Origin of the sequence: Chryseobacterium shigense, from assembly GCF_900156575.1 — a bacterium.
GTDB lineage: Bacteria > Bacteroidota > Bacteroidia > Flavobacteriales > Weeksellaceae > Chryseobacterium > Chryseobacterium shigense.
The window spans coordinates 1,014,032-1,040,379 of sequence record NZ_FTNY01000001.1 but is presented as its reverse complement, the minus strand read 5'-3'; the positions used below and the strand labels follow the sequence as shown (position 1 = coordinate 1,040,379).

23 protein-coding genes are annotated in these 26,348 nt (G+C 37.5%); 19 read left to right on the top strand and 4 right to left on the bottom strand.

Annotated elements, in window-relative coordinates:
* The first annotated feature begins 7 nt into the window (after window positions 1-7).
* The 11 genes from BW964_RS04660 to BW964_RS04610 all read left to right on the top strand — a co-directional run bounded on the left by BW964_RS04660 (window position 8) and on the right by BW964_RS04610 (window position 17,025).
* The gene (locus tag BW964_RS04660; protein ID WP_076505091.1) at window positions 8-4,240 is read left to right on the top strand and encodes a type I polyketide synthase; all 4,233 of its coding nucleotides are present in this window, start codon (window positions 8-10) and stop codon (window positions 4,238-4,240) included.
* On the top strand, window positions 4,228-4,527 hold the full coding sequence (locus BW964_RS04655; protein ID WP_076505089.1) for an acyl carrier protein: 300 nt from the start codon (window positions 4,228-4,230) through the stop codon (window positions 4,525-4,527). Before BW964_RS04660 ends, BW964_RS04655 begins: the two co-directional genes overlap by 13 nt.
* On the top strand, window positions 4,518-5,312 hold the full coding sequence (locus tag BW964_RS04650; protein ID WP_076505088.1) for an alpha/beta fold hydrolase: 795 nt from the start codon (window positions 4,518-4,520) through the stop codon (window positions 5,310-5,312). Before BW964_RS04655 ends, BW964_RS04650 begins: the two co-directional genes overlap by 10 nt.
* Window positions 5,305-7,710 carry a glycosyltransferase gene (locus BW964_RS04645; protein WP_076505086.1) on the top strand — a complete coding sequence of 802 codons (2,406 nt, stop codon included), beginning with the start codon at window positions 5,305-5,307 and terminating at the stop codon, window positions 7,708-7,710. Before BW964_RS04650 ends, BW964_RS04645 begins: the two co-directional genes overlap by 8 nt.
* A 4-nt stretch (window positions 7,711-7,714) precedes the next feature.
* Window positions 7,715-8,986, top strand: coding sequence for a condensation domain-containing protein (locus BW964_RS04640; RefSeq protein ID WP_076505085.1), 1,272 nt, complete (start codon window positions 7,715-7,717; stop codon window positions 8,984-8,986).
* Complete coding sequence (locus BW964_RS04635; protein WP_076505084.1) at window positions 8,983-10,236, top strand: condensation domain-containing protein; 1,254 nt, start codon at window positions 8,983-8,985, stop codon at window positions 10,234-10,236. Before BW964_RS04640 ends, BW964_RS04635 begins: the two co-directional genes overlap by 4 nt.
* Window positions 10,233-10,781, top strand: coding sequence for a hypothetical protein (locus BW964_RS04630; protein WP_076505083.1), 549 nt, complete (start codon window positions 10,233-10,235; stop codon window positions 10,779-10,781). Before BW964_RS04635 ends, BW964_RS04630 begins: the two co-directional genes overlap by 4 nt.
* Before the next feature lie 208 nt (window positions 10,782-10,989).
* A complete protein-coding gene (locus tag BW964_RS04625; protein ID WP_084175610.1) occupies window positions 10,990-13,317 on the top strand; it encodes a sensor histidine kinase in 2,328 nt (775 codons plus the stop codon).
* The gene (locus BW964_RS04620) at window positions 13,307-14,362 is read left to right on the top strand and encodes a response regulator (protein ID WP_076505081.1); all 1,056 of its coding nucleotides are present in this window, start codon (window positions 13,307-13,309) and stop codon (window positions 14,360-14,362) included. The genes BW964_RS04625 and BW964_RS04620 overlap by 11 nt, the downstream gene beginning before the upstream one ends.
* Window positions 14,359-15,126: a hypothetical protein gene (locus BW964_RS04615; protein ID WP_076505080.1), complete on the top strand. Its 768-nt coding sequence runs from the start codon at window positions 14,359-14,361 to the stop codon at window positions 15,124-15,126. The genes BW964_RS04620 and BW964_RS04615 overlap by 4 nt, the downstream gene beginning before the upstream one ends.
* Entirely contained in the window at window positions 15,127-17,025 is a 1,899-nt protein-coding gene (locus BW964_RS04610; protein WP_076505078.1) for an Eco57I restriction-modification methylase domain-containing protein, read from the top strand.
* Between the two features lie 90 nt (window positions 17,026-17,115).
* Here BW964_RS04610 and BW964_RS04605 read toward each other — a convergent pair whose 3' ends face one another.
* Window positions 17,116-17,523, bottom strand: a complete 408-nt coding sequence (locus tag BW964_RS04605; RefSeq protein WP_076505077.1) for a helix-turn-helix domain-containing protein — start codon at window positions 17,521-17,523, stop codon at window positions 17,116-17,118.
* A 250-nt stretch (window positions 17,524-17,773) separates the two neighbouring features.
* Between BW964_RS04605 and BW964_RS04600 the strand changes: the two genes are divergently transcribed.
* The 4 genes from BW964_RS04600 (at window position 17,774) to BW964_RS04585 (ending at window position 21,457) form a co-directional block, all read left to right on the top strand.
* A complete protein-coding gene (locus BW964_RS04600) occupies window positions 17,774-18,274 on the top strand; it encodes a hypothetical protein (RefSeq protein WP_076505075.1) in 501 nt (166 codons plus the stop codon).
* A 372-nt stretch (window positions 18,275-18,646) separates the two neighbouring features.
* Complete coding sequence (locus BW964_RS04595) at window positions 18,647-19,192, top strand: hypothetical protein (RefSeq protein WP_076505074.1); 546 nt, start codon at window positions 18,647-18,649, stop codon at window positions 19,190-19,192.
* Between the two features lie 80 nt (window positions 19,193-19,272).
* Window positions 19,273-20,070: a hypothetical protein gene (locus tag BW964_RS04590; protein ID WP_076505072.1), complete on the top strand. Its 798-nt coding sequence runs from the start codon at window positions 19,273-19,275 to the stop codon at window positions 20,068-20,070.
* A gap of 250 nt (window positions 20,071-20,320) precedes the next feature.
* Entirely contained in the window at window positions 20,321-21,457 is a 1,137-nt protein-coding gene (locus BW964_RS04585) for a 1-acyl-sn-glycerol-3-phosphate acyltransferase (RefSeq protein WP_076505071.1), read from the top strand.
* Window positions 21,458-21,529: 72 nt separating this feature from the next.
* Here the strand turns inward: BW964_RS04585 and BW964_RS04580 are convergent, their stop codons facing one another.
* On the bottom strand, window positions 21,530-21,970 hold the full coding sequence (locus tag BW964_RS04580) for a hypothetical protein (protein WP_076505070.1): 441 nt from the start codon (window positions 21,968-21,970) through the stop codon (window positions 21,530-21,532).
* Window positions 21,971-22,278: 308 nt separating this feature from the next.
* Between BW964_RS04580 and BW964_RS04575 the strand changes: the two genes are divergently transcribed.
* Together BW964_RS04575 and BW964_RS04570 are read left to right on the top strand one after the other, a co-directional pair.
* Window positions 22,279-22,839 (top strand): helix-turn-helix domain-containing protein, encoded by a 561-nt coding sequence (locus BW964_RS04575; protein ID WP_076505069.1) that lies wholly within the window; start codon window positions 22,279-22,281, stop codon window positions 22,837-22,839.
* A gap of 322 nt (window positions 22,840-23,161) precedes the next feature.
* Complete coding sequence (locus BW964_RS04570) at window positions 23,162-23,434, top strand: heme oxygenase (protein ID WP_228431911.1); 273 nt, start codon at window positions 23,162-23,164, stop codon at window positions 23,432-23,434.
* A 22-nt stretch (window positions 23,435-23,456) separates the two neighbouring features.
* Here BW964_RS04570 and BW964_RS22470 read toward each other — a convergent pair whose 3' ends face one another.
* Window positions 23,457-23,609 carry a hypothetical protein gene (locus tag BW964_RS22470; RefSeq protein ID WP_165789156.1) on the bottom strand — a complete coding sequence of 51 codons (153 nt, stop codon included), beginning with the start codon at window positions 23,607-23,609 and terminating at the stop codon, window positions 23,457-23,459.
* Window positions 23,596-23,727 (bottom strand): hypothetical protein, encoded by a 132-nt coding sequence (locus BW964_RS22800; RefSeq protein ID WP_262484531.1) that lies wholly within the window; start codon window positions 23,725-23,727, stop codon window positions 23,596-23,598. Before BW964_RS22800 ends, BW964_RS22470 begins: the two co-directional genes overlap by 14 nt.
* Window positions 23,728-24,527: 800 nt before the next feature.
* On the opposite strand from BW964_RS22800, the gene BW964_RS04565 reads away from it, so the two are divergent.
* Entirely contained in the window at window positions 24,528-25,628 is a 1,101-nt protein-coding gene (locus BW964_RS04565; protein WP_076505470.1) for a calcium:cation antiporter, read from the top strand.
* A 149-nt stretch (window positions 25,629-25,777) separates the two neighbouring features.
* On the top strand, window positions 25,778-26,299 hold the full coding sequence (locus tag BW964_RS04560) for a GNAT family N-acetyltransferase (protein ID WP_076505066.1): 522 nt from the start codon (window positions 25,778-25,780) through the stop codon (window positions 26,297-26,299).
* The last annotated feature ends 49 nt before the right edge of the window (window positions 26,300-26,348 follow it).

The following is a 26,348-nucleotide window of genomic DNA, read 5'->3' as shown; positions in this document are numbered from 1 at the left end:
GATAACTATGAAAAAAACAGATGTTGCTGTTATTGGCCTATCCTGTGTCTTTCCCGGGGCACAGGATGCCCATATTTTTTGGCAGAATATTGTCAATAAGGTAGATTCCACCCAATCGGCTCCGGCTGATAGGATTGATCCTGTACACTTTAGTGATAAGACCAGTCCTGTCGACAGATTTTACTGTCAACGCGGTGGATTTATTTCAGATTATGAATTTGATCCGACAGCTTTTGGGATTCTCCCGTTAGCAGTAGAAGGCACCGAGCCGGATCATTTATTAACCCTTGATCTGGTGCAGAAAGCCCTGGAAGATGCCGGCGTATTTCAAAAGGGAATATCTCTTGAGAAAACCGGAATCATTATCGGTAAAGGAAACTATACCGGTCCCGGAGCGACGCGTGCCATTGAAATCGTGCGCACCGGAGAACAGATTTCTTCGCTGCTGCAGGAATTGCTTCCTCAGGTATCTTCAGCGGATATTGAAAAGGTGAAGCATGCTTTCCAGGAGCGAAAAGGTCGTTTCGCCGCTGATACAGCCATGGGATTGATTCCCAATCTGGTTGCCTCTTTAGTAGCGAACAGATTCAATCTGGGAGGTGCTGCTTTTACAGTAGATGCTGCCTGTGCCAGTGCTTTGATTGCAGTAGATCATGCCGTTCAGGAACTCAACCGTGGCCGTTGTGATATGGTCATTGCGGGAGGTGTGCATACCGGACAGAACGCTGCTTTCTGGAGTATTTTTGCCCAGTTGGGAGCTCTGTCTCACCACCAGCAGATCAAGCCGTTCAGTAGGGATGCAGACGGGTTGTTAATTGGTGAAGGCTGTGGTTTCGTCGTTTTAAAACGATTGGAAGATGCAGTCCGCGATCAGGATAAAATCTACGCAGTGATCAAAGGCGTTGGAGTAAGCAGCGATGGGAATGGAACCAGCGTGATGAGCCCGTCCGTTAAAGGTCAGCTTAAAGCTTTACAACAGGCCTGGACCAATGCGGATCTGGATGAAAAACAAATCGGTTATCTTGAAGCCCATGGGACAGGAACACCGCTTGGAGATAAAACAGAACTTCAGACTCTGGCTCAGTTTTTCACTAAAGAAGAAACAACCCAGGCTGCAGGAATCGGATCCGTTAAATCCAATATCGGACATGCCATGCCGGCTGCCGGAATCGCAGGTTTAATCAAGACCTGTCTGGCGCTTCATCATGATACGTTACCGCCTACATTATATTGTGAAAATCCAATTGCAGATATGGAGCAGACCCGTTTTGCTCCGGTACAGGACCCGAAAAGCTGGTCAAAAACTGGCTTGCCGAAAGTAGCGGCAGTCAATGCCTTCGGATTTGGAGGAATCAATGCACACGTTGTTTTGGAAGGCTATGATATGCCGAAAAAAGACCGTGTTTTAGTATTGGCAAGACCTACCCATGAAGAATTGCTTTCAGCTTTAAAAAACAACGACAACAGAGTAGGAGAAGGGGATTACCGGATTGCTTTATTCGACCCGACCCCTGAAAGAATAGAAAAAGCCACTAAAATTGTAGCTAAAAATAATCCATGGCGCAATAAACAGGATATCTGGTACACCAACACCCCTTTACTGAAAGATGGAGGTAAAATCGCCTTCGTATTTCCGGGGCTGGATGGCCTTGCGAAAGGGGAGGTGGACAGTGTGAGCCGTTATTTTGGATTAACCGAGCCTATCGAAACAGAAGGGGACGGTTTATTAAGCGATGCATTGGGAATTTTCAACAAATGCAGCATCCTTGATAACGCCCTGAAAAAACTGGGAATTGTTCCGGATATGAATGCGGGACACAGCCTGGGAGAATGGCTGGCAGGATATTCCTCAGAACTGGCAGAAGTAAATTCTGTTAAAGCTTTGATTGATGTTCTGAATCCGGAAACCTTTGAATTAAAAGATTCCAGATTCATTGCGATCGGAGCAGGGATTGATGCGGTAAAGCCTTTTATCGATACTATTCCCAATCTTTACATTTCCAATGACAACTGTCCCAATCAGGTGATCCTTTGTGGCAGTAATGCTGCCCTGGATGAGTTGGTTCCATTATTAAAATCAAAACAGATCTTTCATCAGATTCTGCCGTTCCAGTCCGGTTTTCACTCACCGTTTATTGCTGATCAACTGGATGTGATCCTGGCAGGAATGGAAAAAGCGCAGTTTCAACAGACGAAAATCCCGTTGTGGTCTGCAACGACTTTAGAGCCGTATCCTGCTGATCAGGATGCGATCAGAAAACTAAGTGCCGAGCATTTGGTGCAGCCAGTCCGTTTCCGTGAACTGACGGATAAACTGTATGAAGAAGGCGCAAAATTCTTTATTCAGATTGGTACTGGAGGACTGATTGGCTTTATTGATGATACTTTGAAAGGAAAAGCATTCAGTACGATTGCTTCCAGCGTGGCCACAAGATCTGCATTGGCTCAGCTGCAGCGTGTGGTAGCCGCATTATTTGTGGAAGGTAAAACCGTAGCATTAGACTTTCTAGAAATACAAAGTCAATCAAAAAAATCATCAGGAAAAGGAATCAAGTTACAGCTGGGTTCACCCATTATCCGTGATTTTAAAGAAATTCAAAATCTGGCTCAGTCCTTTGAGATGCCAAAACAAAATACGGTTTCAGCGACGGTCGCTAAGACAGGTCATCCTCTGGTTCAGGCTTTCCAGGAAAATATCACCGATATGATCCGGATGCAGGAAGAAGTATTGACGCTGTTTCAAAACCGTCCGGAAATTACAATCCCAAGACCTGTGGTTTCTAGAGCACCTGTCAGTAAGAATTTCTCGAAACTTCTGTATGTTACTTTAGATAAACATCCTTACCTCATCGATCACAGTTTATTGAGACAGCCGAAAGGATGGACCAATGTCTCTGATATGGAGCCGGTGATCCCGATGACCATGATTTTTGAGCAGTTAGCAGAAATAGCACAGGCCGAAATACCGGGAACCCGCGTTCATAAAATCATGAATGTAAGTGTCTTTCAATGGATGAATGTTGCCAAACCTTTTGAAAAAACAGTCAAAGGAGAATGGCGTTCCAATAACCATGCCTACCTTGATATTGAGAACTTTGCGAATGCAGAAGTCTTACTGGCTTCGTCTGCACCTGCTGTTCCTGTCTTTAACCTGGCAATAGGAGATCTTTTGCCTATCGAAAGAACACCTGAAGAGATCTATGACAAACATATGTTCCATGGAGAACTCTACCAGGGAATTACAGAGATTTCAGCAGTAGGAACAAAAGGAATTGTAGGAAAAATCAAAGGAAACGGAGGGAAAGGATCTTTGCTTGATAATGCCGGACAATTATTCGGATTGTGGCTGCAGCTTACCCTGACCAAAGACCGTATTGCTTTCCCGGTGAAAATCAGAGATATTGAATTCTTTGGAGATATGGAAGATCAGGACGGACTTTTTGAATGCACCTGTATCCTTACAGAACTCAATGAAGAATTTGCCATTGCCGATATCATCCTTAAAAGAGATGGAAAGGTATGGTGCGCGATTACAGGCTGGCAAAACCGCCGACTGGAAATCGATGAACCACTGTGGAATGTTTCCATGTCGCCTTTGCACAATCGTCTTTCGGAAGAAATAGCACCTGAAGTATTTTTCTTTCATCAGGCGTATACCAGAGTTGCTTCGTGGGATTTTATCCTCAAAAGATATTTCAACCAGACGGAAAAACAGTATCATCAGCAGTTGTTTCCCAACAAGCGGAAAGAATGGATGGTAAGCCGTGTAGCCGTGAAAGATGCTGTTCGGAATCTTCTTCGTGAACATAAAAATCACCCTTGTTTTCCGATCACTTTTGAAATAGGGAAGGATGAAGTCGGAAAGCCTTATCTGATAGGCGATGTCACAGAAGATATCCATATTTCTTTAGCCCATAAAGAAAAGGATGCCGTAGGTATTGCACGACAGGGTAGCCCTGTGGGAATCGACATGGAGATCATGGAGGAACGCAGCTCCGGATTTTATGATCTGGTATTTACCGATCACGAATTAACCTTATTAAAAGACAGAGATCAGGCAGAATGGACCACCAGATTCTGGGTAGCCAAAGAAGCGTACGGAAAGTTTCTGGGAACCGGACTTAAAGGAAACCCAAAAGCCTTTGAAATCAAACATGTTGAGGGAGATCATTTATGGATCAACCAAACTGAAATAAAAACTATTAAACATAAAAAATATATTATCGGATGGACACTTTAAACCACACATTACAATTGAATCACGAGGAATTGTTCACTCTTTTAAAAGGTTTTATTACGGAAGTGATAGGCGCTGAATTTGTAGAGGAAATGGACATCACTCCGGAAAGTTCATTCACCAAAGATCTGGAAATGGACAGCATAGAAATCGTTTCTTTTTCCGAGAAGATCAAAGCGCATTTCGGGGATCAGATTGACTTCACGGGATGGCTGTCTTCTATGGACTTAGACGAACTGATCAACCTTGACCTCCGTATGATCATCAATTATATCTACGAATGCCAATAATCAATATAAACCATAAACAGGTTCATATTCAGGAACTCAACAAAGGGGCTGAACAGACGGTGGTGCTTATCCACGGGATGTTCAGCAACCTCTCCATTTATTATTTTAATATTGCCCCGATTCTGGCCAGGCATTTCCACGTGGTAATGTATGATCTGAAAAGCCACGGCATGAGCGAGCGGTTTACGGACGGCTACGATCTGGAAAGTATGTCATCTGATGTACTGGCTCTGATGGATGTTCTAAATCTTAAGAAAGCACATCTGGCCGGATACAGTTTCGGAGGATTGATTGCTTTGAAAACAGCATTGAAAGCGCCGGAACGTGTCAGTCAGCTGGTCGTTATAGAAGCCCCGGATCCTCAGGATGAAAAGGCCCGTAACATCATCGATGAATACAGCAAAGAATTCCTCGAACATTATGTGGCCAATTTTACGGACACCACCAAAGTGCAGATGGGCAAAAGGCAGATGGAGAAAAACCACCGGATGTATGAATTCCTGTTTGAAAAGACCAGTATTAAAGCAGATATGATCCGGGAAAAACATTTTCTGAGTGAAGTCAATTTCTCAGAACTGGATACGCCCACACTTTTGCTTTACGGATCCGAATCGAACTGTAAACCTACAGGAGAATGGCTGAAAACGCAGATCATTTCATCTGAACTGGAACTGATTCCCGGAGATCACAATGTCCCGATACAGGAACCTGTTCAGATCGCAGAATCAATGGTTCATTTTTTATCTCAATCATTATCTAACGCATTAACACAAAATCATGGCTAAATTTGTATTTGTTGTTCCCCCATTGACAGGCCATGTCAATCCAACCTTAAGCATCGGCGCAGAATTACTGCAAAGAGGACATCAAGTGGCCTGGATCAGTCTTGATAAAAACTTAAGTACGAAACTTCCTGTCGGGGGAGAATTGTTACTCATTCAATACGACCAAACTGACGAAGAAAAAAAAGAAAGTGAAAACTATCTCGATATCATTTCTAAAAAAATAGTCTACGGAATCGACAGCATCAAGTTTCTGTACGATGAGGTCCTGATTCCCTTAAACAGACATTGTTATAACGGTATTGTTGCCTTGCTGGAAACCTATCAGCCTGATATGGTGATTGGAGATCATCAGTTATTTGCTGCCGCTATTGCTGCAAAAAAACTGAATCTTCCTTACAGTACCTCCGTTACCGCTCCGGCTGCCATTAAAATGATGGAGGAGCTGCCAAAAGTGCATGAATGGGAAGTCAACAAAATTATTGAGTTGCAAAATGAACTTGGGGTAACCGAAAACCGTTCACTGGCATCTTCCGATCTGCTGACTCTTGTTTTAACTTCCAAGTATTTCTTTGGCGAAATGGATCTACCGGAAAATTATCAGTTCACGGGACCTGTTCTTATGGAACGCCGGATCTCCTGTGAATTTGATTGGGACCGGTTGAAAAATGCTGCCAACAAAAAGATACTGGTAAGCATCGGAACAACCTTCGATCATGACCATAAAAAAGCTTTTTTCCAAAAGGTCATTGATGCTTTTAAGGATGAAGACATCACCGTTGTACTGGTTTCGGATCCGCAGCTTTTTGACAGCTGGCCGGAAAACTTTATGGTGTACCAGCAGGTTCCACAGCTGGATCTGTTACCACATCTGGATGGAGTGGTTTGCCATGGCGGTCACAATACCGTCTCTGAAGCCCTTTCAAATGGTCTTCCGTTAGTGGTGATCCCGATTGCCTATGATCAGTCTCATGTAGCAGGACGTGTAGTGCGTACCGGAGCCGGAGAACGTCTTAATTTTAACAGATTTAAATCCCATCATTTGAACGAAGCAGTTCAGAAGATTTTAAACCAGCCGGAATATAAAGAAGCCGCAGAGAAAGTTCGTGAATCTTTCGCTGAAGCGGGAGGCACTTCAACCGCTGCTGATCTGTTAGAAAAAGCATTGCTTCCTGTTTCAGAAAAAATAAAACCCGGATCTAAATTTTTATTTGTGATTCCGCCATTTTTTGGACATATCAGCCCGACCTTGAGTGTTGGCGCCAGTCTGATTGCCCGGGGCCATGAAGTAAAATGGTTTGGAATTACTCCGTTAGATCCTAAACATATTCCGGAAGGAGGAAGCTATTTTTATCCTGAAGAAGATCTCATTCCGTTTCAGGAAGATATTCAGCGTATTTTAAAGCGACAGGATGACGGACCTGCATGTTCCGGCCCTGAAGTGATGAAGCTAGCATTGGAGGAAACGTATGTTCCTTTTGCCAAAATGATGATGCCCGGATTAGAACGTCTTACCAGTACCTGGAAACCGGATGTTCTCGTGAATGACTGCATCACTTTCGGAGGAGCTCTTTTTGCTCACAAGCACCATATTCCATGTGTAACGACTACGCCTGTTCCTCCCGATGTAATGGGAGATACGGCGAACAGCGCACCCAAAATATTCGAATGGCAGCAAAACCTGATCAAAGACCTTCAGAAAGAAGTAGGAATTGAGGATGAAGGTATTTTTATCCATTCCAATCAATTGAATCTGGTTTTCACCTCACAGACGTTTGCGGATTTTGAAACCGTTCCGGAACATATGAGATTTGTAGGTCCGGTAAAAGGACGTCCCAACCCGGCCCCTTTTGACTGGGAAAAACTGGAAGCCTCTACGACCCCGAAAATATTTGTATCCCTGGGAACTTTACTGGTGGATATCCGCAAAGCCTTTTTTGAAAAGGTGGTTGCAGCCTTTGGAGATCAGCCTGTAACGGTGATTGCGGCCACTCCGCCGGATATATTTGAAGAATGGCCTTCTAATTTTATTGTAAGCGGTTTTGTGCCTCAATCTGCCCTGATGCCGTATATGGATATGGTGATCTGCCATGGTGGTTTCAATACCGTTAATGATACGTTCACCAATGGATTACCGATGCTCATTACCCCGATTGCCTACGATCATTTCCATATTGCGAAATTGATTGAAAAAGCAGGGTGTGGAATCAGTATCCGGTACAAACGATTACGGGTGGAAGCCCTTCGTGAAACCGTTTTTGAACTGCTGGACAATCCGGCTTACAGAAACGCAGCGAAAGAAGTTCAGTCCAGTTTACTCAATGCAGGTGGTAACGACCTGGCGGTAGAGCTGCTGGAAGGCTTTGTACAACAAGAACAACCATCATTAGTTTTAGGATAAGCCTATGAGAAGAAAATTGTTATTTGGGGAGCGAATGCTTTTAGGAGACGGAACAGAACCTTTTAATGTAGTTATTCCGTTCCGATTACGGGGCATCTTTACATTAGAAAATATACAGCATGCGCTGAGCCGGCTTCAGGGCAAACATCCCTGGTTGAGAGCACTCATTCACCATGACGAAAATAAGGTGCCATGGTTTGAAGTGTTGGAAAAAAATGTGCCCATACCCATTCGGATTGTTTCCAGGAGAGGGGACGACGATTGGCAGGAAGAATCCAGAAGAGAGTGGGAGACCTTATTTCAGTATGCCGAGCAGCCGCTTCTCCGGTTTATATGGATCAAAGGGGAAGAGGTTTCGGATATGCTTTTTTCCTTTCATCACTGTTTATGCGACGGAGGTTCTGCGCTGGCTTTCTTATATGAGTTTTTAACGATATTGGATTATCCGTCTGCGGAAATTGGAATAGAAAATCCTATTCTGGGAATTCATGATGTGGTTCCGGAAGCCATTCTAACGAACCGCAGCCAAAAGCTCAAAGCTAAAGTGATCGGCAGGGTAGCAGCAACGGCCATCAAATGTATTCCTGTCGGAAAAAAAGCTGTGGAGCGTCAGAACGATTACCTGATTCACTGGAAATTTGACAAAGAAATAAGTAAGGAATTAATTGCCTACTGTAAATCCATGGAAGTCACGGTGAACACGTTTTTATGTGCAGCGGTACTTCAGGCGTTCAGAAAGGTAAAAGGAGGTGCCGCTTTCAATAAGGTGTCATGTCCGGTAGATATCAGGCGTTTCGCGAACCAGATCAAGGAAGATCATATTTTTGCTTTTGGCCTGATGATCGTGGTTTCAGCGAATCATAAAATAAGCTTTTCGGAAAATTTACGACTGATGCAGGAATCGGTAGAGCGCAAAACCTCTAAGCTCAATCCGTACATTACGATGATGGTGATGGAATCTGCCCATGATGCCCTGAAGAATTTTACGAAATTTTTAAAGCATGGGAAATCTTCCAACGACTGTATGTTTTCCAATCTGGGACGTATCCGGATTCCGCATGAGTATAAAGCATTTACCCTGGAAACCATTTTCAGCCCTTCCGTGATTGGTCCTCTGGGGAATACCACCACAATAGTCACTTCCACATTCAATGGGGAAATGGATTTCTCTTTTGTAGGAAGCGAGGGCTATTTACCCTATTCTGAAGCATTAGCGATCCGGGATGAGGTTATTCAGACTGTAAAAGAACAATTAGATCCGATATCCGTATTATGATCAGACGAAAATTAATGATGGTGGAAAGGATCATGTATGTGGATCACGATACACCGATAAACTTAGTATTTACGGCAAAAATCAAAGGGGAAATCCCTGAGGAAAACGTTAAGGCTGCTTTGAAGAAAATCCAGCAGAAACATCCTTTGCTGAGAACTGGCATTGACAGGCAGAGTGAAAAATATCCCTTTTTTACTGAAGAAAAGGAGATAGAATCGATTCCGCTCCGTATTGTGGAACGGAAAACAGATCATGACTGGCTGCAGGAGTCGGAAAAAGAGTGGTTCAGGCTGTTTAAAGACGAGAAAAAACCGCTTGCCCAGTTGGTGTGGATCAAAGGAACGAATGTCTCGGAACTGCTTTGGGTAATGCCGCACTGTATCTGTGACGGAACTTCTGCGGTTGCCCTGATGCGGGAGCTTCTAGGTCTTTTGGACAATCCTTCTTTTGAAATGAATCCTTATCCTATATTCAGTTCAGTAGATGATTTCCTCCCTCTGGATTTCAATTTGAAAAGAGAGAAACGGAAAGCCCGCCTTTACCTCCTGATGGCGCGGTTCTTTTTTATGATGCAGCGCAAAAGCAAGAAAAAAAATATCGGAGACAATTATTTGATTCACTGGAGAGAAGATTCTTCAATAACCAACCGGATCACTGAGAAATGTAAAGCTGAAGGTATTTCGGTGCATGCTTTGCTTTGTGCGGCCTATATGCAGGCTTTTAAAGAAATCCAGGGTAAGCAGGCAAAAGGAAAAGTGATCAGCCCTGTGGATGTACGCCACTTTATTCCGGAGATTAAAAAGGATCATTTGTTTGCTTTTGCTCCAACCGTTGAACTTCCGTTAAAAAAGGGAAATCAGAGTGTCATGGACAACGCGAGGGAGATCAAAAAAGAACTTCTTCAGAAAATAGAAAAGATCGAAGCCAGAAAACTTCTATGGATGGGCGAGCAGATGCATCCGCTCGTAGATCGTATGATCACGATGCTGAAATCCAGTACAGGCGGACATGACATCACGCTTTCGAATATGGGAAGAATTGATATTCCCAATGATTATAAACATTTTACATTGGAAACGATCATCAGTCCGACGGTTGCCTTTCCGTGGCTGAATTCGAATACATTGGTGACCACGACTTACAACCAACAGATGGATTTTACTTTTATGTCCAACGAGCATTTCCTTCCCAAAGAAGAAGCCCTAAAAATTAAAAACAAAGCCACTGAACTCATGACCTCGTTTGTATGAAATTAAAATTCAAGCCTGCGCCGCCTAAGCTCCTCAAGAAAACCACCCTGAAACGCTTTTTAATCAAGCGGACGATCTATTATGTCCTTCCGAATGTGTTTTTCAATTTCATTATTGCGTATGCCAGCTTTCAGGAATTAGGATACACCCACTTCTTTTCAGGAACGCAAAATCTGGCCCGGCTGACGCTTCCTATGGCTATATTCCTGCCGGTAGTCCTTACCATCGACATTATCAACAGGGTGATCATTGCTTCCGAACAGGGGGCCATTGAATTTACCGTAGATGATCAGCTCAATAAAAAGAAACTGATGACGAAACTGAGTATTTTACATGGTGTCATTACAGGATTATTTGTCTTATCTGTATTGATGATCGCACAATTCAGTTTATCAAAATACTATAAACTGGACGCCACTGCCATGGCGGTGCTGGTTGGGGTGCTGGCAGGAATCCTTTCTGTTATTTTTGTGTATCTGCCGGTGTGGAGGTTGAGGAGGTGGATGTGGAGGAGGGCAATACTTTCAAATACAAATAATACTTAATTTTGTACTTATAATAAACTATAAGCGATTTTCGTAATGAATACGAAAATGCGTAAATACCCAGAATGAAAGAAAAATAAATAAGTATATTTGAATAAATATTTATTCAAATATACTTTAACTAATAATTTATATGGCATATTAAATTTAGAATTACCTATTGTTTTTTCAATATTAATTATTAAATTTTAGATATATTTAAGCTAAAATGATTACTGAAATAGAAATTCGTAAAGAACTTGAGAGAATCTTATCTGAAGACCCCAATAATTATTCTAAAATAATTGAGCTTTCAACAAAACTTTCTTCATTCGATAAAGAAAATATAAGATTTAGTGTTGACGCAGGTGTTATTGATAGATTAGGAAGTGAACTGGTTGCAAAACAAGAAACAGCTGTTTCTGAACTTGTTAAAAATGCCTATGATGCTGATGCTACCAAAGTTCTTATAAAATTTGAAAACTCAGACAACATAGGAGGTACACTAACTATTGAAGATAATGGCTTAGGAATGACGCGAGAGCAATTAATTAATGGCTTTATGCGAATTTCTTCGAGTTCCAAAATTCACAACCCATATTCTGACAGATATGATCGTAAAAGAGCAGGACAAAAAGGTATTGGTCGTTTTGCTGTTCAAAGGCTTGGTCAAAAGTTAACAATCACCACTCAAACAAATCAAAATGAGCAGGCACACATTCTATCAATTGATTGGACGAGATATGGTATCGATCAAGATTTACTATCTATAAGTAATTCTATTTACACTAAACAAAAAAACAAAAATGAAGGAACTATTTTAAGAATAGAAGGTCTAAAAGATAAATGGTCAGAAGCATCTATTAAAAGAATATATAATTATGTTAATGATATTTTACAACCATTCCCTTTAAGTGAAATTGATGAAATAAATCATGTAGAAAATGAAGAAAAAGATTTAGAAAAAGATCCGGGATTTAAAGTGCAATTCTATAAAAAGATTAATGATAAATTAATTTCTATTGCAGATGATAAATTAATGGTTTATAATTATTCAACTGCAATTTTTAATGGATATGTTGACAATAATGGAAAAGCGATATACTCAATAGAAAGTAAAAAGTTAAATATTGATGAAATACATGACCTAAGCGCTAATCCCGAAGAACAAGATATTCAATTCAAACACTTGAAAGATATAAAGTTTAGGGCTTATTACTTTATTTATGGTTTAGATTTAATTCCTAAAATGCAAGAATCTAATATAAGAAAATTAGCTAGGAAACAAGGTGGAATAAGATTGTATAGAAATGGATTTCGAGTTCTTCCCTATGGAGAAGCGAGTGACGATTGGTTAAGTTTAGATCAATCTACAGCAAGGAGATCAATATTACCTGTACATGCTAATATCAATTTTTTTGGATTTGTTGAATTAAAAGATTTAGATAATCAATTTAATGAAACTTCTTCACGTGAAGGACTTCTTGAAAATGACACTTTAATAGAACTTAAAAACTTTGTCTACAGAGCCATTATTTCATCTGTTATAAGAATTGCAGATATAAGAAATGTTAAAATAGTTTCAGGACAGACAATGACAGAGGGACTTTATGATTCTGTGGAAGTTCGAATAAAAAATATTGCATTTACCTTAGAAGAATTAGATAGAGAATTTGAAAAAGAATCTGGAAATGTTGAAGTAAAAAGAAACCGGAAAAAGAGAATTGACGAAATAAAAAAACAAATTACAGAATTACAAAAAATACAAGAAGAAGAAAAAGAACTATTCCTTAAAGAAAGGTCGATGCTAAGAGTTTTGAGTAGTGTAGGATTAACAATAGGTTTATTTCTTCATGAAGTTAAAGACTACATATTAAATATGGATAATAATATAGCTTATTTAATTGAAAAATTAAATAACGATCAAGTTATTATGAATCGTCTTAGCATATTACAAGCAAATGTAGAGTCATTTCAAACCTATACTTCATATTTTGATTCAGTAATTTCTCAAAATGTAAATAGAAACTTAAAACCTATTGATATAAGAAGGACAGTAGATCAATTTTCTAAAGCTATTGAAAGTGATCTAAACAAAAATAATATAAAATTACTTAAGCCAATTATTGAAGGAAATTATCTTTTTACATGTCCCATGCACCCTTCAGAATGGTCTAGTATACTTTTTAATTTATTTACCAATTCAAAAAAAGCAATTAGACGGAGTAATAACTTAGGACAAATTGAAATAGAATGTGGCAAATATGATAATAAGGTTTTTGTAAAGTTTTCAGATACGGGTGATGGTATAAAGGAAGAAATAAGAGAAAGAATTTTTGATGAGTTTTTTACAACATCTTTACCTAACACATTTGATAATTTGGACTCAAGTAACGAAAATATTGGAACAGGATTAGGTTTAAAAATTGTTAAAGATATAATTTCAAGTTATAGAGGAAAAATTTATGTTGATGAGCCTAAAGATGGATTTTCTACAACTATTTATTTAGAGGTTCCATTAGCAACAGATAAAGAATTAGATAAACATGGATTATAAAATACTGTATATTGAAGATCTAGAACCCGAAACAAGAGTTCTGACAATTAAAAATGAAAAATTTCAAATTGAAACAATGGAGCCAGAAATTTCCATTGATAATATAATTTCAGAAATAAATAAAAGAAACCCAGATTTAATACTGCTAGACTATATTTTAACAGAAGGCGAAGGGAATAATTTAAAATACTGTAATGCCCCTACAATTGCATCAACTTTAAGATCTTTAATTGCTACCGAGGATTTTAAAGAAAGGCCTATTGTTTTAATGTCAACAAAAGATAATATTGTTCAGTCTTATAAAAGAGACTATACCAGTCATGACCTTTTTGACTACGCTATTACTAAAGACTGTGCAACTAGCAAAGTAGATAAATTTAGAAATAGATGTATTTCATTTATAGAAGCATATAAAAAAATTAAAGAATCAAATTTTGATTTGTACAAAATATTGAATATTGAAAAGGAGTTTCTAAATCAAAAGATTGAAATTTATTTATCTCATAAAAGCAAATCTATTTATGAGTATAGCAGATTTATATATGAACACATGATAAGATGTTCAGGTTTATTAATTGGGGAAGATATCTTATCCGCAAGAATAGGTATTTCAAAAGAATCAAAAGATTGGAGTAAAATTTTAGATAGCTTAAAAGAAGCAAAATATAATGGTATTTTATCAGAGTCTTATAATAGATGGTGGATGCCTAAAATTGATTTATGGTGGAAAGAAAAATTAAATAATAAATATTCATTACGTCATTATGATTCAGATGAGAGGCATGAAATTTTATCCAGGAAAACTAATTATAATTTGAAAGTGATTAATCAATCAAAGTACAATAATAGTAAGAATTTTTGGACAATATGTGAAGAAACTAAATTACCATTAGATCCAACCGAGGGATTAGAATTGTTAGATGAAGAAGTTATGCCATGGCAAGATAAAAACTATATATCAATCAAAGGATACTTAGATGATATAGAAAAATACAGTCAAAAAGTTAGCGAATTAGATAGAAAAGAAATGAGAAATTTCAAATGAATATAATCACTTTTTTTAAGAATTTTTTTAATAAATCAAATAATTTGGGTGTGGATAATTGGAATCTCCGTAATTATATAAAAGACTTAAGAACTTTGCAAGATATAATCATTAAGTATGAGATTAATGGTAAGTTCGATATTTTAGAAGATGTTATTAATGATTTAGATAGTAAAAGTTTTGTAGATTATAATTTCTCTAATTTAGAATTTTGGATCAATAGTGGATTTAGAGGTAGTTTACCTAGTACTGATACTTTTAATTATATTATTATAAAATGTGATAATCAAATTGCAGTATTAAATCCATTAGAAAAAAATCAAGATTCAATCCATATTTATAATCTAGATTTAAAAATAGAGTTAAAAAAAAGCAGAACTAGTACTGACCCTCCTAAATATAGTTCATGGCATTTAGATAAAGAAAAAAAACCAGAGATATGCAGATTAACACATCCCTATTATCATTTTCAATTTGGAGGAAAAAAATTAGAATATATAGAAGATGGAATGGGTTTATTAAGCAGTCCTAGAATTCCTCATCCTCCTATGGATATAATTTTATTATTTCATTTCGTAATTAATAATTTTTATGATAATGTGAAATTTTCATTTGTAAAACAATTAATGCAAGATGCTGATTACATTAGAATATTAGGAAATTCTAAGAAAAGAATTTGGGATGATTATTTTAAATCATTTAGATATGATAATGAACATACTCATTACACTGCTGATAGGATTTTTCCACTATACTCAATATAAATGGATAGAAGAGTAATAAATTTTTTAAAAAAATACACTTATAAAGAGGCAAATATTAATAAAATATTAGTATCTGCATTCCTACATACAAATAATATAACATTATTAAAAAATAGACACATAAGCAGTTTAATTTTACATGATAACTCATCTGATGATTACAACCATTTTGTAAAATTCATTACTTTTTATGAAAGCCCTATTACCATTGAAGAATTATTAAATGTTTTTGAGTTTGTAATATCTCCAGAAGATAAAGAAGTTAATGGATCTGTTTATACCCCTGTTTATATTCGGGATTTTATAGTTGATCAATGTTTCGAAAAATATCCAAAAAAAATAATAGAGGCAAAATTTGGAGATATTTCATGTGGATGTGGAGGTTTTTTTCTAACAATTGCAAATAAATTATTTACAAAGTATAATTTATCCTTCAAGCATATATATGAAAATAATATTTTTGGAATAGATATACAAAACTATAGTATTGAAAGAACTAAGATATTATTATCCCTTAATGCAATCATACAAGGAGAAGATGATAATTTTAATTTTAATTTATTTATTGGTAACTCTCTAGATTTCGAATGGAATCAAGTTCGAAAAATAAAGAAAAATAAAGGATTGGATATTATTGTGGGTAATCCTCCATATGTTGGTTCATCCAAAATTGATTTGGAGAGTAAAATTTTATTAAAAAAATGGAGCGTAAGTAATTCTGGAAAAGCAGATTTATATATCCCTTTCTTTCAAATAGGAATTGAAAATTTGGCACCAAATGGAGTTTTAGGATACATTACGGTAAATAATTTCCAAAGAAGTTTAAACGGCAGATCATTAAGAAGCTATTTTGCGGATAATGAGTTATCTCTAGAAATAATAGATTTTAAAGCCCAACAAGTATTTAAAAATAGATCTACTTATACCTGTATTTGTTTTGTTTCAAATAGTATATCAAAAGTTATAAAATATGCATACTGTGACTTTAATAAATTAATAGAATTAAAACAAAATGATTTTTTGAATATTCCTTATGAATCATTAAATATAAAAGACGGTTGGCATCTTGTTGATGATTCAATAAAAGAGGTTATAAATATAATTGAATCCACAGGAAAAAAATTAGGTAATATATTTGATATAAAAAATGGTTTTGCTACATTAAAAAATGACATATATGTTTTCACACCAATACGTGAAGATTCAAAATATTATTATTTTAAAAGAAAAAATCTTGATTACAAAATAGAGAAACCTATTTGTATTGATACAATAAAACCAAATACGCTTAATAATCAAGATGAAATAGTAAAAAAAATAGAAAAATTAATTTTTCCTTACCTCTTTGTTAACAATAAAGATCTTTTTGGAACTATAAAAAGATCTGTTGAAATAATAGAAGAATTATCTTTTAAAAAGAAATATCCATTTGCATATTCATATTTATCCGAATTCAAAAAAATTTTAGCCGACCGAGATATGAGAGGAGAAAATAATTGGTATTCTTTCGGTCGAAGCCAAGCTCTAAATATTTATGGTAATAAGCTATTTCTTCCATACATTACAGATAAACCTTGTTTTGTATATTCTGATAATAAGGAGTTGTTATTTTATAATGGCTATGCTATAATTTCTGAAAATGAGTTTGAATTAAGGGTCTTACAAAAAATATTAATGTCTGGCATCTTCTGGTTTTACATAAAAAACACTAGTAAACCTTATAGTGGTGGATATTATTCTGTAGCTAAAAACTATATAAAAAATTTTGGAATTTGTCTTCTTAATAATGAAGAAAAAAGATTTTTATATGAGAACAAAGATAATAACATTATACATGATTTTTTGATAAATAAATATGGATTAAAAAAATATAATATCCCAAAATTGGAAGAATTCTAGAGTAGTTTTTGTAACAGAGACAAGAGAGTTTCAATTAAACTATATAAAAAAGGTTCAGCACGTGCTAAACCTTTTTTTATCTTAAACAAATTATCTATTCTCAATCAACCTCTCCAGCCTCACCATCATCTCATCCTTCTCCTTCAGCATCCTTTCATAAAGAGCAATCTTTTCATCATGAAGTTTCAATACCTGCTCAATAGGATTGAAAATGGGATTATCATTTCTCTGATATCCAATACCATTATCACCAAACGTATTAGAAATAATATTCACCGCCTGCTCCTCATCAAAATTCTGAAATGCTTCCACTGGAATTTTCAATACTTCTGAAATTCTTTTCAGCAAAGGATCTTCAATAATTTCTTTCTGTTCAAGCAGAGAAACTTTCTTCTGGTTCCAGTCGTCCCCAAGGTCAAAAGCTAATGCCTCCTGCTTGATGCCCAGCATTTCTCTGAATCGTTTCACATTGCGTCCCTGATGTATTTTATGTTCCATGATCACCTACTTTTATAAAGAGCTAAAATAAAAAAATATTTATAATAACAGCCTCTGAAAGACAACAGAATTAAAATTCTATATTTCCCTTCCTGTACAATCTTTTTTCCATCAAAATTTTCAAAAATATAAACCTTATTATCCTGTTTCCACTATCTGGCGAATGCCTGCTGAAAAATTGCTAACTGACTGTTTCCCCGAATTCTATACTTGCTATATTTGATATAGTTAAACATCAAACACACAAATCATGGCACTAGACAATTTAATCAGTTTAAGCTTTACAAACGCAGAACTGGAAACCGTTGATAAGGCAATTAAGGACATCCAAACCGTCCTTGGAGGAAAAACGATCAACCTTACTCCCGATCTCAGGCAGCAATACGGAAGGATTGCCGAGCAGAACAAACTCTTTGTGAACAAGGCCAAAAGCTATATGGAACAACATCCCCAGCACGTTGCCGGTTTTCTGGATAAGCCTGAGTTCGACAGGGATTATGCTGCCAGGGAACAGATCGAGCAGAGGCTTCAGCTTCTGGATTCCATCGTAGAGCAGCTCAGCGATACCAAAGTATTGCTGGATCATGATAATTACCATAATTCCATCAGCTTTTACCGGAATATCAAATTCCTTTCCGGGGAGAATGTACCGGGTACCAATGTGATTTATGAAGATATGAAACAGTTTTTTGTAGCAGCAACCCAGACAACCGATGTCCCTCCTCAATCTACAGATACCGACAGTAAATAGAAATGATACTGAAAAATTAATTAAATAAAAGAGCACGTTTTTACGTGCTTTTTTTATAAATATACCTTTATGCCCTTCCATAACCCCTTCGGGCATGCCATGACCGTCACGATGTATTTGCATAACCGTCTGCCGGCAGTTTTAAAGTCTCCGGGGGCAGTTGTACAACCGTCTTTACCCCCTTACCCAAGGGGGTAAAGACACTTCAGTAAATAGTGAAAGGCTCTTTAGAAAAGCCTGGAGAGGCTTGTACAAATACCGGGAGAGCCTTTGGAATGGCCTACAGCTATTCCTGAGCCTTTTAAGGGTGGCTTTTTGAAATTTCATTGTCACTTCCAAAAACCCTATCTTCGCAACGATAAAATTCACAACATGAAAAAAATCCTCATCCTTGTCTCAGCTGTTTTTATATTAAACTCATGCGTCGTATCCACCGCCGCCAAAGTCGTAAAAGGAGCTGTTAACGTAAGCTACAAAGCCGTAAAAGGAACCGTCAACGGAATTAGCTGGGCCGTAAGCAAAGCCAAAGGAAAAATAGATGAAGACCGTGTGGATGGGACCTGGAAAGTAGTAGGGGCCTACAAAGGTTCTTTTGAAGACTTTACCAATGACCAGAATCCGGAAAGTTCGTTTACTTCGGACTGTACCGAAGGTTTTGATCAGATTATTTTCAAGGCTAAAAAATCGAAATTCAAACCTGTACACTGCAGTTCTGAAAAAGAAGACTGGGTAAAATACTCTATGGAATTCGGGAAAAATCCGGTTACCAAAGAAAAAGAAAACTATATAGAATACAATTCCAACAACTATATTTCAGTGATCGATGTCAACAATAAGACGATGGTACTGGAAGGAAACCTGATGCCTAAACTGGCGTTTTCAGGGGCTAAACTCTATCTTTTGGAGAAAGTAAAATAAAGATCTATTTCAGCAACAGGTGTTGTTAGGTTCAGAGCAGACCGTTCGGGCCTTATAGCTTTTAGTTAATACCTATATTTATGAAACTTACCCTATATATTTTTTCGCTTTTTGCGACTACGGTTTGTGTAAAGGCGCAAACCAATATCAGACAAAGCGATTTGAAGGATTTCAGTATCGGAAAGGAGATGGAAAAACATCAACCTCAAAATGTGAAATATAAAGATGGTAAGGCCCTTTCTCCGGGAAAATATATCGTTCTGATGGATGAGGAAGGCCGGAATTCGGAGGGTTTGAAATCATTATTTGAAATTAATCAGTCAGGAAAGATTAATGGGGAAATGAATTTTGAGCTTCCCGGTAACCCTCTTGATGTAAAAGCTGTGTATCAGGATGATATTCTTGTAAAGATTGATAAAAAACAAAATGGGAAGCTTATCGAAACCAGCTATTTTGACCAGGGCATTTTCTATGAAAAGGAATTTGATGAAAACGGAGATTTTAAAAGCGAATCAAGATCAAAGGATGGAAAAGTTGTTTATTCCAAAAGAATGAACCTTTCCGGGTGGGATGTTCAGGACGAAACAGAAGGTACCCGCACATTTTATTATGGTAAGACCAATACAGTGGAAAGCCGCACAAGAAGCAAAAATCTTGAGAAAGGCGCTACTTGGATGGAAGAAAAATATAATGAAAAAGGCCACCTGGTCACTAAGGAAATCAGATATGGAAACAACAAAAGGAAAGTCATCAACGCGGACGGCAGCTATGAGATGATCATATCTACCAACTCAGGTGACAAGGTTTCTGAATATTCAAGCAAAGGAAAACTGCTGAAAACCTATACAGATGCCTATCCTACGATGCCATCACTGTAATTATCCGTACTTTTCCATAATATGGATAACCATAACATCCTCTTTTCAAGGAGATAATCATATTCAGGATAGGGAGGACAGTTGATGAAAATAGACCAATAAATATCAAGGGTTTTACAGTAAAAATTTCAATGATATGTAGAACATATAGATTGTTATACGGACAAATGGTATACTTTAACAAACATTGTAAGGTCCCTTCGATAAATTTTTGTTCTTTTGCAAAATAGTATTAATTTTAAATAATTACATGTCGAAGTTCGATGAAATCAGGCCTTTTTATGATCATGAAGTGAATGAAGCGTTACGGGGAATAGCCCGTGATCCTATGATGACTGCACTGATGAGTTTCACTTTTCCTGATGCTGATAAGCAGGTCTGGAGGGAACAGTTTAAGAGTATTCATTCGATAAGTGATTTTCAGCACAATTTTATTGCCCATACTATTCGTCAGATTCTGGCGAAGAGTTCAGAGGGATTAACCACCTCAGGATTTGATCAGCTCGATAAAAATACCCCCTATCTTTTCGTTTCCAATCACAGGGATATTGTTTTGGATACTTCACTGCTGAATCTGGTTTTGCTGGAGAAGGAATTGATCATGACGTCTTCTGCGATCGGGGATAACCTGGTGCAAAAATCCTTTTTGCATGTACTGGCGAAACTGAACCGTAACTTTTTAGTTCAAAGGGGATTGCCGATCCGTGAGCAGCTGAAAAGTTCCCAGATCATGTCCGAATATATTGAGCAGCTTTTACATGTTGAAAAACGTTCCGTCTGGATTGCGCAGCGTGAAGGCCGTGCCAAAGACGGAAATGATGCTACCCAGCAGGGAGTCTTGAAAATGCTTGCCATGGCAGCCGGAGATCTGTCACTGACAGATTATTTCAAATCATTAAAAATCGTTCCCATCTCCATTTCTTATGAATATGATCCTACCGATTCTTTAAAAATGCCTCAGCTTCTGGCCAGGCATAAAGATGAGGAATACATCAAAGGAAAAGATGAAGATTTTACGACCATGCTGAGCGGAGTATTGGGACAGAAGAAACGGATTCATCTGCATGCCGGAAATGTATTGGATACAGAGCTGGATGATATTGCAATCAATTTTGAAAACAAAAATAAGCAGTTGCAGGCAATTGCCCAGATCATCGATGATTCAATCATACAGAACTATAAACTCTGGCCGACCAAATTTATCGCTTACGACCTCCTTCACAACACGGATACCTATGCCTCACAATATACAGAACAGGAAAAACAGCTGTTTGTACGAAGACTTGAAATGAGAATCGATCCTTCTGATGCCGTTTCAAGAGAATTTTTCCTGGTGATGTACGCAAATCCACTCATTAATAAAATGAAGTATGGCGAAGTTCACTAATGAAACAATGAAAGTCTTTCTCAGTGTTGAAATCAGAGATCATAACAATTTTTTAAACGTCACCTGCCATTATTAATAGTAAAAATGGCTGGTGTAAAAATAAATAAAGGAAGTCGTACTCTCAATGACGTAGCTCATTTCACTGCCATACGCTTTTTTACTTGGATCAGTATCCACTTCATACAGATATTGAAGGTCTCCTTCCATATACGTTTCAATGGCTAAATCAAGATTCCAGTAGATCTGAAAATCGTCTATTTTTTGCAGCATTAATTTTTCATCGGTGGCCGTGATGCTGGAGTGTTGCATTTCCCATTCATCTGATCCCGAAGTTCCCATCGCTGAAATGATAAAGGAAGTAAAATCAGGGATCTCACTTTTTTGCGCCTTAATAACCACAAGAATAATCTCATCTCCATTGAAAATGATTTCAGAAATATTTTTCTTTGGGATCAGGAAATCGTAATCCCGGTGATGCAATTTTTCAGTGAGTAGACGGAGATCGAATGGCATGGGTTTAATTTTTAAATGAGTATGTTGTATCAGTAGTATAAATAATTGAATATTAATATTAAAAAAAAGTCTTCAATTTCGCTCAGACTGACAATGATGATACTCTGTACTTGCAGCCTACAAAATATACGCTAAGTATGATCAGTACGTGATACAAAATCCATTGACTTCTTTACTGCATTTCAAATATACAAAATGAAAATAAAGGAGTCAGGGTCACAATTTTTTCTATTTTCCCTCCGCTCATTAAAGAATGCCGGGTCTTTATATTCTGATCCTCAAAATTTTAATGCGTAACTTTGAGTGAAATGAAGTTGTACATAAAATATATGGTTAGCCTCCGGTGCAAAATGGTGGTGCATGAAGAGCTCAATAATCTGGGCATTAAGCATGCTGTGGTGGATCTTGGCGTGGTTGAGGTGCTGGAAGACATTACCCATGATCAGCGGGAGATTTTAAAAAGGAAATTATTGAAGTCAGGCCTTGAATTATTAGACGATAAAAAAAGTATTCTGATTGAAAAAATTAAAAATGTAATTACCGAAATGATCCACTATTCTGAGGAGCTCCCCAAAGAAAACTTCTCCGACCATATCAGTGAAAAACTGGGCTACGACTATACGTATCTGGCGAATATATTTTCTGAGGTGAAAGGCATCACGATACAGCATTACATCATCATCAATAAAATTGAAAAAGTAAAGGAATTGTTATTGTATGACGAACTTAATCTTACAGAGATCTCTTATCAACTGAATTACAGCAGCGCCGCCCATCTCTCCAACCAGTTCAAAAAAATCACCGGACTTTCTCCCTCTTTCTACAAACAGCTGGGACTTAAACGTAAAAACAATCTGGAAGACTTTTAAAAGGTGGGATAAGTGTAAGATTAATAGAATGATCTGTAACATCATCAGGAAAGGAAATCCCAAATTTGTATAGTCATGATTAAACTTCATCCAATAGAACCTCTTCATGGAGGCCATCACAACACGTACAACTTCATGAGGATGAAAGAAAGACCAAATTAAAAAGCAGTAAGAAATTATCACAACTAAATAAGAAATCAATAGTTCACCACTCCTCTTTTAAAGAGAGTTTTGAGGAAGGGATAGAAGCTTAAAGGTCTCTATCCCTTTTTTATAAGTTGTTATGGTTCAGGCAGTATATACCAATCCTACAATATTTTAAATGATGAAAACAATCCATCTCTTTAAGTTTAAAGATACCATTTCCCTAAAAATTCCTTTTTTCAAGGAAAGCTACGGATTGGAAACTTTAAATGATTTAATGAAATATGATTTATTAGATACCGAAAAAGTAACCGAATTTATCATTGAAACCCAGGATGATTGTAATTTGGAAGATCGTTCACAGGATGATCTGCTGAAAATTTGCGAAAGTGCAGACGAAACGATTGACCATTATTTTGTAATTGCTGTTGGTGAGGATGATATTCTCTGAAAACAAGGCGGATCATTAAATTTCACAGTCCGTTAGCATCGGCTGGCTGAATCATTATTCTCGTGATTCTGCAGGTCTTGGGAGAGAGAAGGACAGACCTTCTTGCTTTGTCCTCCACCTCTGACTTCATCTTATTTCTTTCAAGGGTAATCCAGTTGGATTTAGCTGGTGGCATTTCTGCTTTCACTCTCTTTATCCTTTCTTTTGGTAGCCTTGTCTTCCCGTTTTTCTTTTGCGGTTTTTAAAGGAGCTGTTTTATCCGTTTTCTTTTTTCCGTCTTTCTCTTTTGCCATTGTATACAATTTTGATTGAGTGTAAAGGTCATGGATTAAAAATGGAACAGCTTGCAAGAGTCTGGTCATTTGTTACATAAATCATAGATAATGACAATGGACTATCCTGCTTGTGAAAAAAAACGCTTTATAGAGTAAAGGATTTTTCAATTTGACATGGATGATAAAGCTATTCCAGCCATCAAGATGAAACCTTCGCTGTATAAAGATTTTTCCTTCCAGAATTTGAAAAATAGAGCTCTAAAATTGCTACAGCATCAATCGTTTTGCGATAGTTTCTCCCTCATTCTCTAAACCACTGAAAGAGAAATGCCCACCATTTGTATAATCTTAAAAAAGTGGGATAGATGTAAGTTTTTTAAAGAAGAGTGTAGCTTATTACATTCTTAAAGAACGATCTTTGGATCAGAATAAATCCACAATTATCCTTCATTGACATCGATCAATCCTCATCAATACACGAAGAAAAGACAGCTGATTTTTTTCAGCTCTCAACCTTCAGGTTCGATATTGAATAAGGCCAGAATAAGCTTAATAACCCGAAAAAAAGTAAATATGTTTTTAAGGTTTTAGCAAAAAAAAGGGCAGCAACCTTTCCGGGTATCTGTTCTTTTTTATGATAGGGATAACAAAAAAAAATCGCATGATCATTCATTCTCATCCATCAGATACGGTTCTGCTCAATCTCTATCTGTCAGAATGCAGTGAGGCGCGTTTTAAGAAGATGCTGAAACCGGCTTTATCAAAATAAATAAAGCTTGACAGATCTTGCTTCAGCCGTGGTCAAATATTTAAAATTTATGAAAAAAAAGATCTATCTCGTAGGATGGACAATACTGATTCCGGTACTTGCCTGGCTTGCTTATTTTGCCCATTACACGATGACAGGTCATCTGTATTCCGTACTCCTTAGTTTTTTCCTTATAGGATCCGTTTTAGCAGCGGTTTATCATTCGGAGACCATTGCTTACCGTGTAGGAGAGCCCTATGGAACTTTATTACTGGCTTTTGCCATTACCGTCATCGAAGTTTCTCTTATTATTTCCATCATGCTGAGTGCGAAAGGTTTGGAAACCATAAGCCTTGCAAGAGACACCGTTTTTGCGGCGGTCATGATCATTCTTACAGGAATTATTGGAATTTGCATTATTGTAGGATCCATTCGTTATAAGGTACAGGTATTTACTTTGCAGGGAGTCAGTACAGCGATGATTACTTTAGTCGCCATCGTAGCATTTTTATTCATTCTTCCGAACTATACCATCAGCCATGATAACGGAGAGTATACTTCCTTTCAGCTGATTTTCATTTCAATTACCTGTCTGGCGTTATACATCGGTTTTACAATGGTTCAGACCATCAGACACCGTGCTTATTTTGTAGCCCCAAAACCTAAAGATGCTCTCGAAACAGAAGACCAGGAAATCCTTCCTGAAAAGCCCTCTCTGAAAGTAACGATGCTGAGTATTGTGCTTTTGATTTTGTGCCTGGGCATTGTTGTGGTATTGGCCAAATATCTTTCAAAAGATGTTGATGCCCTGGTTGTGGGAGCAGGTGCTCCGAAATCTATCGTGGGAATTATTATCGCAGGTATTGTTCTCTTACCGGAAGGCATTGCAGCCATCAGAGCTGCGTACAATAACAGATTGCAGACCAGCCTTAATCTTGCATTCGGATCTGCATTAGCGAGTATTGGGCTCAGTATTCCTGTGGTAGCTATAGCTTCGGTGATGGGCGATTTTAGAATGACGCTGGGAATTAATATAAAATCAACCGTTCTTTTGGGACTGTCCTTATTTATTATCACGATTTCACTGGCCACAGGAAAAACGAATATTATGCAGGGTTTTGTTCTGCTGTCCATCTTTCTTCTCTATCTTTTTACCACCCTGGCTCCCTAAATTACCATATTCGGAAGAAAGTTTCATTTGAGATTTCTTTTCCGGAAATTAAAATATTCAGTACTTTTATCGGATCATCATATGAAATTTTCGCCGTGGATATTAGGTAATGATGATGCTTAACATCATAATTAATAAACGACATCACCATGAAACTATTTCAGCACGACCATTTTCCCCACGTAACAGGCAACCGCGTGTCCCTGAGACAGATTCTGGATACAGATCTTGATGATCTTATGGAAATCTCTTTTTATGATGCCGTTCAGGCTCAGACTGTTCAGCAGGCTGCCGAAATGCAGGCAAAAATCAACCAAGACTATCTTGACGGAAATTCCATTCATTGGGGAATTGTAGATCATTCGACCAATACCATTGTTGGGACTTGCGGCTATTATCGTGGTTTGGATAGAGGTGAAGGCGAGCTGGGCTGTGTTCTGTTATCAAAATATTACGGGCAGGGATATATGACCGAAGGGATGTCGCTGGCGATTGAGTTCGGACTCAATCATATGGGTTTAAAGCGTATTTGGGCGGCCACAAGTCAACAAAACGGTCCAGCGATAAAGCTTCTGGAACGGCTGAACTTTGTGAAAATTGCAGATACAGCTGAAGACGAAATCGAATATGAACTGAGACCTGTCATTAACCAATACCATTCAATGAAATAGTGGATTTATTTTTGTGGAAACTTAAAAGGTTTGTTATTTAAGATCGCGT